Source organism: Mesorhizobium sp. M1D.F.Ca.ET.231.01.1.1 (assembly GCF_003999155.2).
In the GTDB taxonomy this organism is placed as follows: Bacteria; Pseudomonadota; Alphaproteobacteria; order Rhizobiales; family Rhizobiaceae; genus Mesorhizobium.
The window spans coordinates 38,154-52,646 of the sequence record NZ_RZOZ02000012.1; the positions used below are offsets into that span (position 1 = coordinate 38,154).

A 14,493-nucleotide genomic window follows, 5' to 3' on the forward strand; every position below is an offset into this window, starting at 1 on the left:
GCTGCGCCCGGCCGGCAGTTCAACCGCCCGAATGCGGATCGATGCTGTAGGGATGGACGGGATAAGCGGGGCCGATCGCTTCGCGGACCCGATCGATCCAGGCGCCGACCGCCGGATAATCGGCAAGCGCAAAGCCGCAATCCCCAGCGCGGTGGCTATAGGCGTAGACGGCGATGTCGGCGATGGTGAGCGAGCCGCTGACGAGGAACGGCGTGTCCTGCAGGCTGCGCTCAAGAGCGCCGAGCGCGCGGGCACCCGCCTCGCTTTTGCCGGCAACCATCGGCTGGTTGCGCTCCAGCCGCCCGGTCAGCGTCCAGAAGCGCAGCGAGCCGATGACCGGCTCGACATGATACTGCTCGAAGAACAGCCATTGCATGACCTTGGCCCGGGAGAAGCGGTCCGCCGGCAGAAAGGGCGTGCCCTCGGCGAGGTAGACGAGGATGGCGTTGGACTCGGCGATCGCCTCGCCGTTCTCCAGGCCAAGCACCGGGACGGCGCCGGCCGGATTGAGCTTGAGAAAGTCCTCGGTGCTGCTCTCACCCTCGAAGATCGACACCTGCCGCGTTTCGTACGCGATGCCGAGCAGCCCCAGCAAGACGCGCACCTTCCAGGCGTTTTGCGACGGCAGGTAGTCGTAGAGCGTGAACATGGCTGGGTCCCCTCTCGTGCAGATGGGGTGGCCTCGCATGGAGCATGTATGGGCGCCACCCGATTCATGCGGCGCCGACTCTCGGCATTTGAACACCCCCAATGCAGCACTTGGGAGTGTTCACCCCCGCCTCGCAATATCCTTCGCCACGGCCTGCGCCTCGATGCCGATCTCGCGCAGCAGGCCGGTGACCGGATTGTAGAAGCCGACGAGATAGACGCCGAGATCGGACGCTCGCGGATTGACGCCGCTCTTTGCCGGCCTGAGCTCCGCCGGCAGGATGCCGTCATAGCCCGGCCGGTAGCCGGTGGCGAAGATCACCGCGTCGAATTTCTGCTCGCGCCCGTCGGTGAATTTCGCGCCGTCCTCCGTGAAGCGGACGATGTCGGGGAGGATGCTGATCCTGCCCGCCTTGATCGCCGCCACGGTGCCGACATCGATCACCGGAATGCGGCCGGCGTCGATCTGCGCAAGAATGCCGGTCTTCGGCCGTCTGATGCCGTACTTCTCCAGTCGGCCCAACGCCAGGTCGAGGATTTTTGGGAACATCCAGTCGTTCAGGGACTGCGGCATCGGCCGGCTGGCGATGCCCACCATCTGGATCGGCACGCCGAAGAGCTGGCGCGGCACGATGTGGACGCCCTTGCGCACCGAGATCGCCGGATGCGCACCGCTTTCGGCGAGGTCGAGCGCGATCTCGGCGCCGGTGTTGCCCATGCCGACGACCAGCACATCCTTGCCGACATAGGACGCCGCTTCGGTGTAGGCGGCACTGTGTAGCACTTCGCCCTCGAACGCCTCGATGCCGGGGAAGCCCGGCACGATCGGTTCGGCATTGTTGCCGGTGGCGACGACGATTTTCCGGGCGACGATGCCGCCGGCATCGGTCTCGACCAGGAATTTCTCGCCCGCGCGGCGGATCGATTTCACCGTCACGTTGAACCGCGGCTTCAGGCCGAAGCGCTGGGCATAGGCATCGAGATAGACGACCACCTTTTCGCGCGGGACGTAACGAGGGTGGCTTTTGGGGAACGGCACGAAGGGTAGCGAGGAGAAGGACTTCACCGTGTGGAGATGCAGCCGGCGATAATGCCGCCGCCAGGCCGGCGCCACCTCGCTGGCCTTTTCCAGAATGGTGAAATCGACGCCAGCCTGTTGCAGGCAGGCGCCGACGGCCAGACCGGCCGGCCCGGCGCCGACAATGACGACATTGGTGTCCAAGCTAGCCTCCTCCCCAAGGCAGGAAGAAGCTATGCCCGCGGTGTCGGAGGGGCAAGTGGGGGAAATCACCTATACCCCGCGCGCCAGCGTTACTCCATCGCGCCAGGCACCTCGGGCTCGTCTTCGGGCGGTTCCAGAATCTCGATCAGCCGCGCCACCCTGGCGCCCGGCATCGCGCGGCCCTCGTTCACCAGCGCCTCGTCGGCGCCAATCCAAGCGAAGGCCTCGCGCAATTCCTCGAGGCTGGCACCGGTGAGCGCGATGTCGGCGATCACGGCCTCATCGACCGGGCCAAGAACGGAAATGATCTCGTTGCGGGTCATCCTTGTCTCCCCTGGGTCGGAACGATGCAAGGAAACGGCGGGCGGGTGGAGCAGGTTCCGATGCCGTCGCCATCTTTGCTCCCGCACCGACAACCGCTATGGACGAAGCCTCGCTCCGCGATCCTGTAGAGTCCTCATGAAACCCGCCCTGCTGCTTTCCGCCCTGCTGCTCGCCACGCCCGCTCTCGCCGACTGGAAACCGGTCGAGAAGGTCGCGACCTATGCCATCTCGGGGCAAACGGTGGAGGCGCTCTATGTCTCGATCGGCGAGAAAGGCCCGGTGATCGGCAAGGACCCGGCCGGCAACGAGCGGCGGGCCATCGCGCACACTTTCTTCAAGCTGACCTGGCAGCGGGACTACCGGCCGCAAGGCGGTGCCTGCGTGCTGAAGACGGCGCGGCCAAAACTCATCATCACCTATACGCTGCCCAAACCCGCCGGGAAACTTGCCCCCGCCGTGCAGGCGCGCTGGAATGCGTTTGCCGATGGGCTCGCCGCGCATGAGAAGGTGCACGGCGCCGGCATCGTCGACATGGTGGACAAGATCGTCGCCTTCAGCACTGGCCTCACCGTCGCCGACGACCCCGGCTGCACGAAGATCAGGGCAGAGCTGACGCAATATCTCGACCAGCTCTCCAGGGCCCAGCGCCAGGCCAGCCACGATTTCGACAAGGTGGAGTTCGGCCAGGGCGGAAATTTGCAGAAGCTGATCGCGGCGTTTTTGATCGGGGGCTGAGAGGGGCTGGGTATCGGCCGGTTGATCGGCGGCAAAGCCGCGGCCCAAAGCGCGTCGCGATCTTTCAGGTTTGCTCCACGCGCTTTAGGTTTTGATCATACGCATGGCCGGTTCCTACTTTCGCGAGACGTGCCCTAGCTTGACTTCGCCTCGCGGCGGGCTTTGCCCGTTGTCCCCAACGACGAAAGCATAAGCGTGCGCGCCGCCGCTTTACAGGCGGATTTGGTAGCGCTACCGTTTCACAGTCGCGTGACCCGGGGGAGCTGGGGCAGACGTCGCCGACGCCAGTGGTGGATGCTTGCCGGCATCCGTTTCGGCCACACCTGATAGAAACGGCTCTCCGCGAGACTTCGCAGGGACCATCGGGAGGAATGCGATGGCGTCTGTCGCGATTGGCGATGTCTACAAATCGTTCGGGGCTACCCAGATCCTGCATGGCGTCAGCGTCGACATAGACGACGGCGAGTTCGTCACGCTGGTCGGCCCCTCCGGCTGCGGAAAATCGACGCTTCTGAGGATGATCGCCGGACTGGAAAAGATCTCGCGCGGCCATATCTCGATCGGCAGCCGCATCGTCAACGACGTTGCGCCAAAGGAGCGCGACGTGGCCATGGTGTTCCAGAACTACGCGCTTTATCCGCACATGACCGTTGCCGAGAACATGGCGTTCTCGCTCATGCTCAAGGGCGTCCCGAAGGCGGAAAGCGATACGGGCGTGAAGCGGGCGGCCGAAATCCTCGGGCTGGTGCCGCTTTTGTCGCGCTATCCGCGCCAGCTTTCAGGCGGCCAGCGGCAGCGCGTCGCCATGGGCCGGGCCATTGTGCGCAATCCGCAGGTGTTCCTGTTCGACGAACCGCTCTCGAACCTCGACGCAAAGCTGAGGGTGCAGATGCGCGCCGAGATCAAGGAACTGCACCAGCGGCTGAAGACCACGACGGTCTATGTCACGCACGACCAGATCGAGGCCATGACCATGGCCGACAAGATCGTGGTCATGCATGACGGGGTCGTGGAGCAGATCGGACCGCCGCTGGAACTCTACGACCGGCCGAACAACCTCTTCGTCGCGAGCTTCATCGGCTCGCCCGCCATGAACCTGCTCAAGGGCACGTTCGCCAACGACGGCGCGCCGTCGTTCCGGGGCGCGGGAGGCGTTTCCGTGCCTCTGCCGAAACCACCCTCGATCGGCAACGGCGAGGCTATCGTGCTCGGAGTGCGGCCCGAGCATCTGCGGCTGGCCGAGGACGGCATTCCGGTGACGGTGGTGGTGATCGAGCCGACCGGCTCGGAGGTGCAGATCATCGGCCGGACGGCCGGCGGCGAGGATATCGTCGCCAATTTCCGGGAGCGCCATTCCTTCGCGCCGGGAGACACCATCCGGCTGTCGGTCGAGCCCGGGCCCATCCATCTGTTCCACGGCGAAACCGGCCAGCGGATCGAAGCGGCGCGATAAGCCACCCAGCGAGGAAACACACAGGAGGAGACGAGCATGAAGTTCACCAGACGCGACGTGATCCGCACGACCGCCGGCGCGGCCGCTGGAGCCTTGGGCAGCCGCTTTGTCGGCTCGGCGGCCTTTGCGCAGGACGCCCTCACCTACAAGCCCGAGGACGGTGCGAAGCTCAGGCTGCTGCGCTGGTCGCCCTTCGTGCAGGGCGACGAGGACCAGTGGCTGAAAAACACCAAGCGGTTCACCGAGGCCACCGGCGTGGAGGTCCGCGTCGATAAGGAAAGCTGGGAGGATATCCGGCCGAAGGCCGCGGTCGCCGCCAATGTCGGCTCCGGCCCCGACCTGATGCTGGTCTGGTTCGACGATCCGCACCAATATCCCGACAAGCTGCTCGACGTGACCGAACTCGGCGACCATCTCGGCAAGAAATATGGCGGCTGGCACGATGGGCCGAAGCAGTATGCGACGCGCGAGGGCAAGTTCCTCGGCCTGCCGCTTGCCACCATCGGCAACGCCATCGTCTATCGCGAAAGCTGGGTGAAGGAGGCTGGTTTCTCCGAATTCCCGAAGGACACGGCCGGCTTCCTCGAACTCTGCAAGGCGCTCAAGGCGAAGGGCCATCCGGCCGGCTTCACGCATGGCCACGGCGTCGGCGACGGCAACAATTACGCGCATTGGCTGCTGTGGAGCCATGGCGGCCAGATGGTCGACGAGAAAGGCAAGGTGACGATCAACAGCCCCGAGACCCTGAAGGCGATCCAGTATGCGCAGGAGCTCTACAAGACCTTCATCCCGGGCACGGAAAGCTGGCTCGACGTCAACAACAACCGCGCCTTCCTGGCCGGCGAGGTGAGCGTCATCGCCAACGGCATCTCCGTTTACAACACCGCCAAGGTCAACAAGGACAAGGATCCGAAACTGACCGAAATCGCCAAGGACATGCGCACGACCAACCTGCCGATCGGTCCGGTCGGGAAATCGGTCGAGCTGTTCCAGGTGACCACGGCTGTCATCTTCAACTACACGCCCTATCCCAACGCGGCCAAAGCCTATCTGCAGTTCATGTTCGAGGATCCGCAGATGTCGGACTGGATCACCTCGTCGGCCGGCTATTGCTGCCAGACGCTGAAAGCCTTCGACAGCAATCCGGTGTGGAAGGCCGACCCGAACAATGCGGCTTACGCGAAGGCCTCGGCGACGCTGCGCCCCAACGGTTATGCCGGGCCGCTCGGCTATGCCTCGGCGGCGACCATGGCCGACTATGTGCTGGTCGACATGTTCGCCAAGGCCGTGACGGGCCAGGCCACGCCGCAGGAAGCAATGGAAGAGGCGGAGAAGCGCGCCAACCGCTACTATCGCGTTTGATCCTGTTCGTCGCCTGAACCGGGGTGGCCGCGCCCGTCGTCCGGAAGCATCCGGAACGGACAGCGGCCGCCCCGCACGCTGTACCAGACCTCGCAGGGAGCCCGCGCCATGGCCGTGCCATCCGTTGCCGTTCAGCAACGTCCGTCGATGCTTTCGCGGCTCGCAGAAAGCCGCAACACCCTCGGCCTCGGCTTCATGCTGCCGGCGGCGGCGCTGCTCCTGGTCTTTCTCACCTATCCGCTGGGGCTCGGCATATGGCTCGGCTTCACCGATACGCGCATCGGCCGCCCGGGCATCTTCATCGGCGCCGAGAACTATGAGTATCTGTGGAGCGACAGCGTATTCTGGCTCTCGGTCTTCAACACGCTGCTCTACACGGTCAGCGCTTCGATCCTGAAGTTCGTGCTGGGCCTCTGGCTGGCGCTCATCCTCAACGAGAAACTGCCCTTCAAGTCGTTCTTCCGCGCGGTAGTGCTGCTGCCCTGGGTGGTGCCGACGGTGCTGTCGGCCATCGCCTTCTGGTGGATCTACGATTCACAGTTCTCGATCCTGTCCTGGGGGCTGCAGCAGATGGGACTGATCGACCACCGCATCAACTTTCTCGGCGACCCGACCAATGCGCGCGCTTCCGTCATCGCGGCCAATGTCTGGCGCGGCATTCCCTTCGTCGCCATCACGCTGCTTGCCGGCCTGCAGACGATCCCGCAATCGCTCTATGAAGCCGCCACGCTCGACGGCGCCAGCCGCTGGCAACTGTTCCGCCATGTAACGCTGCCGCTGCTGACGCCGATCATCGCCATCACCATGACGTTTTCGGTGCTGTTCACCTTCACCGATTTCCAGCTGATCTATGTGCTGACCCGCGGCGGGCCGGTGAACGCCACGCATCTGATGGCGACATTGTCGTTCCAGCGCGGCATCTCAGGAGGCCAGCTCGGCGAAGGCGCGGCAATCGCCGTCGCCATGATCCCCTTCCTGCTGGCGGCGATCCTGTTCAGCTATTTCGGCCTGCAACGGCGCAGGTGGCAGCAAGGCGGCGGAGACTGACATGGCCGCGATCAAGGAAGTCGAGCGCATGTGCACCGACGAAGGCGGCATGGGCTACCTGCAAAGCCTGCCGCGCCGGGTGGTGACGGTCTATCTGCCGCTGCTGGTGTTTCTGATCGTGCTGTTGTTTCCGTTCTACTGGATGACGATCACGGCGGTTAAGCCCAATGTCGAGATGACCGACTATGTGAACTACAACCCGTTCTGGGTGGTGCATCCGACGCTGGAGCACATACGCTACCTGCTCCTCGAGACCTCTTATCCCGGCTGGCTCTTCAACACGGTGATCATCTCCACCGCCGCCACCTTCCTGTCGCTGGCGGCCGCGGTGCTTGCCGCCTACGCGATCGAAAGGCTGCGGTTCTCGGGCGCGCGCCAGGTCGGCCTCGCCGTCTTTCTCGCCTATCTGGTGCCGCCCTCGATCCTGTTCATTCCGCTGTCGGTCATGGTGTTCAATCTCGGCCTTTATGACACTCCGTTCGCGCTGATCCTCACCTACCCGACCTTCCTGATCCCGTTCTGCACCTGGCTCCTGATGGGCTATTTCCGCTCGATCCCGTTCGAGCTGGAGGAATGCGCGCTCATCGACGGCGCAACTCGCTGGCAGATCCTCACCAAGATCGTGCTGCCGCTTTCGGTGCCTGGCCTGATCTCGGCCGGCATCTTCGCCTTCACCCTGTCATGGAATGAATTCATCTACGCGCTGACCTTCATCCAGTCGTCCGAGAAGAAGACGGTGCCGGTGGGTGTGCTGACCGAGCTGGTCCGCTCGGACGTCTATGAATGGGGAGCGCTGATGGCGGGCGCGCTGATCGGCTCGCTGCCGGTCGTCGTGCTCTATTCCTTCTTCGTCGAGCACTATGTTTCCTCGATGACGGGCGCGGTGAAGGAATAGCGTCGCCTCGCGTCGGCACCGGCTTCGCAGCATCGCGGATGCCGGAGCGGCGTCGGGATTGTTGACAGCATAGCCCGCTATCGCGGCACGGCCTGCGCATGCCTGCCGGCCGTGAACCGATTGCGATGGAATTCAGCAAAATATCAGCAGCCATTCAGGACAAAGCGCCCCTGTCGCGGCGATGCTTGCGCAAACAGCCGATGAGCGACCCTGCAGCGAGCACCGCTGCCGCTGGCTACCTGGAGGTTGATCATGCATATCAACGCCGAAGCGCCGTTCCCGCCTGCCCAGCTGGCACGAGAGGAAATGCTTCGTTTCCTTTCGACCGGATTTGGCGGTCCATGTTGTGGCGAGAGCAACGAGATGCTGGCCTACCTCGAAGGGGTGGCGTCCAGCGAGAAGGCTGCGGTCACCGAGCCGCCCAGACCAAGGTCTCGCCTGCGCGGCCTCTTTTCGGGCTTGCACTTGTTTCCAGCTTGACCTTGCCGGCATTTGCCATTCCCATTAACGGCGCGCGATGAAGCGCGGCGATGGGGCAAGAGCTTGGCGCTACGGATCGGCGGCGCGGTGCTCGATCTCGACCGGGGTACGCTCCGGCGTGACGGCGAGATCGTGCCGGTCCGGCCGAAGACCCTGGAGCTGCTGGCCTATCTGACGCGCAATCCCGGCCGTGTGCTGAGCAAGGAAGAGTTGCTGCAGGCTGTCTGGCCGGGAATCATCGTCTCCGACGACTCCCTCACCCAATCGATCCACGATGCACGCAAATCGATCGGCGACGAAGCGCAGGCGCTGATCCGCACCGTGCCGCGCCGCGGCTATCTGTTCCAAGCCCCCGAGGTCGAGGCGGCAACTCCGCATGCGGGCGCCATGGCTGCCGCCCGGGCGGAGCCGATGGTGGCCGTCCTGCCGTTCCATGTCGATCCGGCCGACAGCGCCGCCAAGGCATTGTTCGACGGCGCGGTCGAGGAGATCACCAATGCGCTGTCCTACTTCAAGACCGTCGCCGTGCTGGGGCGTCATTCCGCATTCGCTCTGGCCGAATATTCGCGCGAGGACATCCGCGCGACCGCCGAGCGCCTCGGGGCCGACTATGTCAGTGAAGGCAGCGTCGAGACTGCCGGAGCGGATTACAGCGCACGGGTGGTCCTGACCGAAACGGCGTCCGGCCGGCGCGTCTGGGCCCAGACCTTCACTTTCGCCAAAGGCGAGATCTTCACGTTCCAGACGATGGTGGCGCAACGCATCGTGACGGCCCTGGTCGCCAACGTCGAAAGCGCGGTGATGCGGCGCGGCCTGCCCGCGGCGGCAGCCAATGTCGAAGCCTATCTGCATTTCCTGCGCGGGAAGGAATTGCTGCGCAGCTATGGCGAACGGGTCAACCAGGATGCGCGCGAGCATTTCCTCAAGGCCATCGAGCTCGATCCTCGTTCCGGCCTGGCGAACGCCTATCTGGCGCTCGCAGATGTCATCATCGGCGGCTACGCCGATGCGCCACGCGCCGTGCTCGACCAGGCGCGGGACCGCGCGCTCCATGCCATCGCGCTTAGTCCCGACGAGGCGCGATGCCACCGCATGCTGGCGCTGATCCTGCTTTATCGCGGCCGTGACGAGTACGACGCCGCCGAAAAACATTTCGCCCGCGCGGTCGATCTCAATCCCTATGACGCCGACACGCTGGCGCAGACCGGCTTCTTCCGCGCCATGCGCGGTGACGGCGAGGCTGGACTCGCCCTGCTGGACAAAGCCGTCCAGCTCAATCCCATGCATCCGACCTGGTATTATTACGATCGCGGCGAAGCCCTGCTGGCCGTCGGCCGCTATCAGGAAGCGGCGGCGTCCTTCTCATGCCTGCCCCGCAAGAGCGCCTGGCAATGGGCGCGGCTGGCCGCATGCCACGCATTTGCCGGCGACCACGCTAAGGCGTTGGCCTGCGTCAGGGAAGGTCGCGCCTTGGAGCCTGACCTCACCATCGCCCAGATCGTCCGGGAAATGCGCATGGAACGCGCTGAGGACCGCGAACGACTCCGTCGCGGGCTCGAGCTCGCCGGCTGGGACGCGGCCGGCTGTATCGGCCGGGACCCTCCCTAGAAGCTGATCTCCACGGCCGCGGCGTTCCGCCTGGCCTCCCCATGGAACACCGCCTCGATGTTGTTGCCGTCGGGGTCGAGCAGGAAGGCGGCGTAGTAGCCGGGGTGGTAGGGGCGCTCGCCCGGCGCGCCGTTGTCCCTGCCGCCGGCGGCCAGCCCAGCCTCGTAGAAGGCGTCGACCATCGCGCGGTCCTTGGCCTGGAAGGCGAGATGGTGGCGACCGGTGAGCACGCCTTGCGCCGCCCGGCTGTCGGCGCTGGAGACGAACAGCTCGTCGGCCCAAAAGTAATCGTCGGCCTCGCCGCCGACCGGAATGCCCAGCACCTTGAACGCCGCGCCATAGAAGCGCCGGCTGGCCTTCAGGTCGAGCACGACAAGCTGGATGTGGTCGATGAGTCGGCCGCGATAGAGTTCCATGGGTGTCCTCCTGGTTGAGGGGGTCAATTTAGAAGCGGCCAGCGAGCGGTCAATGCGGGGTATGGCGGTCTGCTGACACTGAGACGTCGGCGGGACAGCGCCCCCCTCTGTCCTGCCGGCCATCTCCCCACAAGGGGAGATCAGCCGTCACTGGGCCTTTCGCTAATCTCCAACATTGCGGGAAAGCGCCTGCGCCTAAGCTGCCAGTCTCCCCCCAAGTGGGGGAGATGTCCGGCAGGACAGAGGGGGCGCGAAGGGAACTCAGCCTTGCAGGCGACAGCCCAATATTCCACCCCAACAAAATCCGGATAAAAAATGCAACCAGATTGTAGGATCGGCTTCTCCTGCGGCGTCCTTCGGACGCAAGCGGCACGATGAACCTGGCAAAAGCGTGCCGCATCAAACAGGATGCCTTACGGCATGGAGACGAACCATGAACCATTCCTATCGTTGGGTCATTGTCGCGGCTGGCGCGCTGATGACCTGTGTGGCGCTCGGCGCAATGTTCTCGCTGGCGATCTTTCTCGAGCCGATGTCGCTCGACACCCAATGGTCGCGCGCCGGCATTTCCAGCGCCATGACCTTGAATTTCCTCGTGATGGGCGTAGGCGGCTTCGCCTGGGGCTCGATCTATGACCGTGTCGGGGCGCGTCCCGTCGTGCTTGCCGGCGCGGTGCTGCTTGGCCTCGCTCTGGTGGTGGCGAGCCGCGCCAACTCGCTGCTGGTCTTCCAGCTCAGCTACGGCGTGATCGTGGGCCTTGCGGCCAGCGCCTTCTTCGCGCCGATGATCGCGCTCACCACCGCCTGGTTCGACACCAACCGCAGCCTTGCCGTATCGCTGGTCTCGGCCGGCATGGGCGTGGCCCCGATGACCATCTCGCCCTTCGCGCGCTGGCTGATCTCGGCCTATGACTGGCGCACCGCCATGTTCGACATCGGCGTCATGGCCTGGGTGCTTCTCCTGCCCGCCGTCTTGCTGGTGCGCCAGCCGCCGGCGGCGACTGCGGCATCCGATGGCGCGCCACGACCTGCCAACGATGATCCCGGCATGAGCGTCGGCCAGGCGCTGCGCTCACCGCAATTCCTGATCCTCGGCCTCACTTTCTTTGCCTGCTGCGCAGCGCATTCCGGGCCGATCTTCCATATGGTCAGCTACGCGATGGCGTGCGGCGTGGCGCCGATGGCGGCCGTCTCGATCTACAGCGTCGAGGGCCTTGCCGGGCTCGGCGGGCGCCTGCTTTACGGCGTGCTTGCCGATCGGCTGGGCGTGAAGCCCGTGCTGGTCACCGGACTCGCCATTCAGGGCCTGGTGATCGCCGCCTATCTCGGCGCCGGCCGTCTGGAGCATTTCTACATACTGGCCGTCATCTTCGGCGCCACTTATGGTGGCGTCATGCCGCTCTACGCGGTCTTGGCGCGCGAATATTTCGGCGGACGCATCATCGGCACCGTGCTCGGCGCCGCCACCATGCTCTCCAGCCTCGGCATGTCATTCGGGCCTTTGGCCGGCGGCATGATCTACGACGCCTATGCCAGCTATTCCTGGCTGTTCATCGGCTCGGCGCTGGTGGGTCTCGGCGCCGCCGGCATCGCCATCGCCTTCCCGCCGCAGCCAAGCCGGCAGCGGCTGCAGATGGCGTAAGCGGAAGCTGGGTTGCTCGCCCCCGCTATACCGGGGGCGAGCGACAGCTAAGCCGACACCCCTTCGATGGCCATGATGCGTGTATGGGCGCTGCGGAAGCGGATTTCCTTCAGGCGCGCATATTCCGGCGAGTCGTACCAGGCGGCGAGCGAAGCCATGTCGGGAAATTCGATGATGACCAGGCGGTGCGGTTCCCAGTCGCCCTCGAACACCCTGGTCGCGCCGCCGCGCGCAAGATAGCGCCCGCCATAGCGCGCCTCCGTCGCCGGGACCTCGCGCCTGTACTCGTCGAAAACGGCTATGTCGGTGATTTCGACATCGGCAATCAGATAGGCGGACATCGCAGCTCTCCCTCTCAAATCGTCTTCCACATCATCAGGATCGGCACCGGCGCGCCGCCAGTGTCGTCGAAGATCCTCTTGCCCAGCTGGTAGCCGCAGGCCCGGTAGAGCGGCTCTCCGGCCATCGTCGCGCCGAGCTCGACACGGCGGAAGCCTTCCTTCCTCGCGGCGTTTTCGCAGACGGACAGGATGAGGCGGCCAACGCCGCGCCGCACGAAATCGGGGTGAGTGTACATCGCCCTCACGCGCGCTGCGTCCCTGCCGGGATCGAGCAATGCGGCGCTGCGCCCGGGCGTCTTGTCGCCGCCATACATGGTGGCGCGCCGGCTCCAGCCGCCGCAGCCGGCAAGCGCTTGTCCGCAGGTCACGACGAAGTAGGTTCCGTCGTCGATCAGCTGGGTGTCGAGACCCATGATGGCGCGGCTGGATTCGATCTGGGCGTCATCGAGGAAGGGTTTTTGCAGTTCGGCGATCGCCAGCGCCATCAGCGCCGAAATCCCTTCGATGTCGTCGCGGGTCGCTGTCCGGTACTGCAACTCCTGGCCGGCCATTCGCGGAATGCCAAGCGCCGTTGGAATGGAGCTATGTTATATTGGCGTGCACTCAGATCAAGGGCCGAGCGGAGCCACGCCTTGGCTGGCGCGAAAATCCATTTGCCGGATGCCGGCTACTGTGAAACCCTCCGCCAGGGAAGCCGCAAACCGATGCGTTCCGGCCACTTGCCGGCACGCACCATGATCCGGGGAACATTGCAGTGACGGCAAGCTTGGAAGCCGAAGACGCCAGGACCTGGTCGAACCTGCTGGTCGCGGCCGAGAAAGGCGACGCGGAGGCCGTGCGCGCGGAACTCGCCGCCGGGGCGGACATCAACCAGGCCGACGAGGGCGGCTGGTCGGCGCTGCACCTCGCCGCCCACAATGCCCGTATGGCGGCGCTCGAGGCGCTGATTGCGCACCCGGCAATCGACGTCAATTCCAGGAACAGATGGAAGAGCACGCCCTTGAGCCTGGCCGCCGCCAAGGGGCACTACGACTGCATCCTGGCCCTGGTGAGACATCCCCGGATCGATATCAACGCCCGCGCCGATTATTACGGCAGGACGGCGCTGATCGAAGCGGCAAGGAACGGCCATCTCGATGTCGTCAAGCTGCTCCTCGAGCATGGCGCGGACGTCAATCTGGCCGACAAGACGGGACGCAACAGCGCGCTCATAGAGGCCATCAAGGGACGGCACTACGAAGTCGCCGAGTATCTGCTGGACTCCCGGAAGGTGAACTTCCTCAACAAGGACATGCGGCTGAACGCGCTGATCTGGGCCGGCAGCACGCGCAACGCTGAGCTCATCGGGAAGCTGGACGCAGCGATTCACGCTTTCTTCGAAGGCGAGTGAGCGAGATGCCTTCAGTATTGTAGCGCGATCGCCACAGCGGCAGCGCCCATGCACATGACCGCGCCGCGGTTTGAACGGGCGCGCGGCGACTGCAAGCTGCGCCGCGTGCCGGCCCGGCGACAGCGAAAGAGGAACCGTGCCGGGGCCAGATGATGGCGGTGATGGCCGGAAGGACAGTGCCCTCAGGCTGCCGGCCCTCCGCAGCGGCGCTGCAATCGGAGGGTGGGAGCTGCTAGAGCAATTCCAGGAAAAGTGTGTAACGGTTTTCCGTCCGGAATTGCGTAAAAACAAATACTTAGAACGGTTCGGCGATTCTATGAATTGCTGAATTGCTCTAATCGTTTTGCGCCGCCACCCTCTTCTCCACCACCCAGCGATGCTTGCCGATCCGGCGGTTGCGGCTGAAACCCTGGGCTTCGAACATCGCCAGCGTGCCGTTGTGCAGGAAGGCGCCGGCGACCTTCCGGCCTTCGGCATCTTCCGGATAGCTTTCCACCGTGCCGCCGCCGAGACGGCCGATCTCGGTCAGCGCGCCGGCAAGGGCTGCCACGGCCACGCCCTTGCCGCGAAGAGCCTTGTCGGAGAAGAAGCAGGTGATGCGCCAGTCGGGCAGCGCCGCCAACCCTTCCTCATAGGCGCGCCGGTGCTTTATGCGCGGCAATTCGGCGGTCGGGCCGAACTGGCACCAGCCGACGCAGGCCGGACCGTCGAAGACGAGCGCGGCATGCGCCCGGCCCTCGCGCACCAGCGCCTGCTTCGCGTCGCGGTTGCCGGCGGCGCCAACGCCCTTGGCATGGAAGGCCATGCACCAGCAGCCGCCCCACACGCCATTGTGCCGTTCGACCAGCGCGGCGAAATGCGGCCAGGTGGTTTCGTCGAGCGGTTTTGTGCTGAAGCTCATCGCCAACCTCCGAGCGCCGAGGATAACCG

At 64.8% G+C, this 14,493-nt stretch carries 16 protein-coding genes; 9 read left to right on the top strand and 7 right to left on the bottom strand.

Annotated features, from left to right (window positions below; translation table 11 throughout):
- Positions 1 to 19: 19 nt before the first annotated feature.
- The 3 genes from EN874_RS25960 to EN874_RS25970 all read right to left on the bottom strand — a co-directional run bounded on the left by EN874_RS25960 (position 20) and on the right by EN874_RS25970 (position 2,193).
- Positions 20 to 649 carry a glutathione S-transferase family protein gene (locus EN874_RS25960; RefSeq protein ID WP_127427872.1) on the bottom strand — a complete coding sequence of 210 codons (630 nt, stop codon included), beginning with the start codon at positions 647 to 649 and terminating at the stop codon, positions 20 to 22.
- A gap of 120 nt (positions 650 to 769) precedes the next feature.
- The gene (locus tag EN874_RS25965; RefSeq protein WP_127427871.1) at positions 770 to 1,870 is read right to left on the bottom strand and encodes an NAD(P)/FAD-dependent oxidoreductase; all 1,101 of its coding nucleotides are present in this window, start codon (positions 1,868 to 1,870) and stop codon (positions 770 to 772) included.
- A gap of 89 nt (positions 1,871 to 1,959) precedes the next feature.
- Positions 1,960 to 2,193: a hypothetical protein gene (locus EN874_RS25970; protein ID WP_126084653.1), complete on the bottom strand. Its 234-nt coding sequence runs from the start codon at positions 2,191 to 2,193 to the stop codon at positions 1,960 to 1,962.
- 136 nt (positions 2,194 to 2,329) lie between these two features.
- On the opposite strand from EN874_RS25970, the gene EN874_RS25975 reads away from it, so the two are divergent.
- The 7 genes from EN874_RS25975 to EN874_RS26005 all read left to right on the top strand — a co-directional run bounded on the left by EN874_RS25975 (position 2,330) and on the right by EN874_RS26005 (position 9,774).
- Positions 2,330 to 2,929 carry a DUF922 domain-containing protein gene (locus EN874_RS25975; protein ID WP_127427870.1) on the top strand — a complete coding sequence of 200 codons (600 nt, stop codon included), beginning with the start codon at positions 2,330 to 2,332 and terminating at the stop codon, positions 2,927 to 2,929.
- Positions 2,930 to 3,305: 376 nt separating this feature from the next.
- A complete protein-coding gene (gene ugpC, locus EN874_RS25980; protein WP_126084655.1) occupies positions 3,306 to 4,382 on the top strand; it encodes a sn-glycerol-3-phosphate ABC transporter ATP-binding protein UgpC in 1,077 nt (358 codons plus the stop codon).
- A 36-nt stretch (positions 4,383 to 4,418) separates the two neighbouring features.
- Positions 4,419 to 5,744 (top strand): ABC transporter substrate-binding protein, encoded by a 1,326-nt coding sequence (locus tag EN874_RS25985; protein WP_127427869.1) that lies wholly within the window; start codon positions 4,419 to 4,421, stop codon positions 5,742 to 5,744.
- 108 nt (positions 5,745 to 5,852) lie between these two features.
- Entirely contained in the window at positions 5,853 to 6,791 is a 939-nt protein-coding gene (locus tag EN874_RS25990; protein WP_127427868.1) for a sugar ABC transporter permease, read from the top strand.
- A gap of 1 nt (position 6,792) precedes the next feature.
- A complete protein-coding gene (locus tag EN874_RS25995; protein ID WP_127427867.1) occupies positions 6,793 to 7,686 on the top strand; it encodes a carbohydrate ABC transporter permease in 894 nt (297 codons plus the stop codon).
- 252 nt (positions 7,687 to 7,938) lie between these two features.
- Complete coding sequence (locus tag EN874_RS26000; RefSeq protein WP_127427866.1) at positions 7,939 to 8,166, top strand: hypothetical protein; 228 nt, start codon at positions 7,939 to 7,941, stop codon at positions 8,164 to 8,166.
- A 63-nt stretch (positions 8,167 to 8,229) separates the two neighbouring features.
- Positions 8,230 to 9,774 (top strand): winged helix-turn-helix domain-containing protein, encoded by a 1,545-nt coding sequence (locus tag EN874_RS26005; RefSeq protein ID WP_168247614.1) that lies wholly within the window; start codon positions 8,230 to 8,232, stop codon positions 9,772 to 9,774.
- On the opposite strand, the gene EN874_RS26010 is transcribed toward EN874_RS26005, so the two are convergent.
- A complete protein-coding gene (locus EN874_RS26010) occupies positions 9,771 to 10,190 on the bottom strand; it encodes a VOC family protein (protein ID WP_127427864.1) in 420 nt (139 codons plus the stop codon). The genes EN874_RS26005 and EN874_RS26010 overlap by 4 nt on opposite strands.
- A gap of 433 nt (positions 10,191 to 10,623) precedes the next feature.
- Here EN874_RS26010 and EN874_RS26015 point away from each other — a divergent pair, with 433 nt between their 5' ends.
- Positions 10,624 to 11,832, top strand: a complete 1,209-nt coding sequence (locus tag EN874_RS26015) for an MFS transporter (RefSeq protein WP_127427863.1) — start codon at positions 10,624 to 10,626, stop codon at positions 11,830 to 11,832.
- 47 nt (positions 11,833 to 11,879) lie between these two features.
- Here EN874_RS26015 and EN874_RS26020 read toward each other — a convergent pair whose 3' ends face one another.
- On the bottom strand, positions 11,880 to 12,173 hold the full coding sequence (locus EN874_RS26020) for a DUF1330 domain-containing protein (RefSeq protein ID WP_127427862.1): 294 nt from the start codon (positions 12,171 to 12,173) through the stop codon (positions 11,880 to 11,882).
- A 14-nt stretch (positions 12,174 to 12,187) separates the two neighbouring features.
- Positions 12,188 to 12,724 (bottom strand): GNAT family N-acetyltransferase, encoded by a 537-nt coding sequence (locus EN874_RS26025; protein WP_127427861.1) that lies wholly within the window; start codon positions 12,722 to 12,724, stop codon positions 12,188 to 12,190.
- A gap of 203 nt (positions 12,725 to 12,927) precedes the next feature.
- Here EN874_RS26025 and EN874_RS26030 point away from each other — a divergent pair, with 203 nt between their 5' ends.
- Positions 12,928 to 13,563 carry an ankyrin repeat domain-containing protein gene (locus EN874_RS26030; RefSeq protein WP_127427860.1) on the top strand — a complete coding sequence of 212 codons (636 nt, stop codon included), beginning with the start codon at positions 12,928 to 12,930 and terminating at the stop codon, positions 13,561 to 13,563.
- Between the two features lie 334 nt (positions 13,564 to 13,897).
- On the opposite strand, the gene EN874_RS26035 is transcribed toward EN874_RS26030, so the two are convergent.
- Positions 13,898 to 14,464, bottom strand: a complete 567-nt coding sequence (locus tag EN874_RS26035) for a GNAT family N-acetyltransferase (RefSeq protein WP_127427859.1) — start codon at positions 14,462 to 14,464, stop codon at positions 13,898 to 13,900.
- Positions 14,465 to 14,493 lie beyond the last annotated feature (29 nt).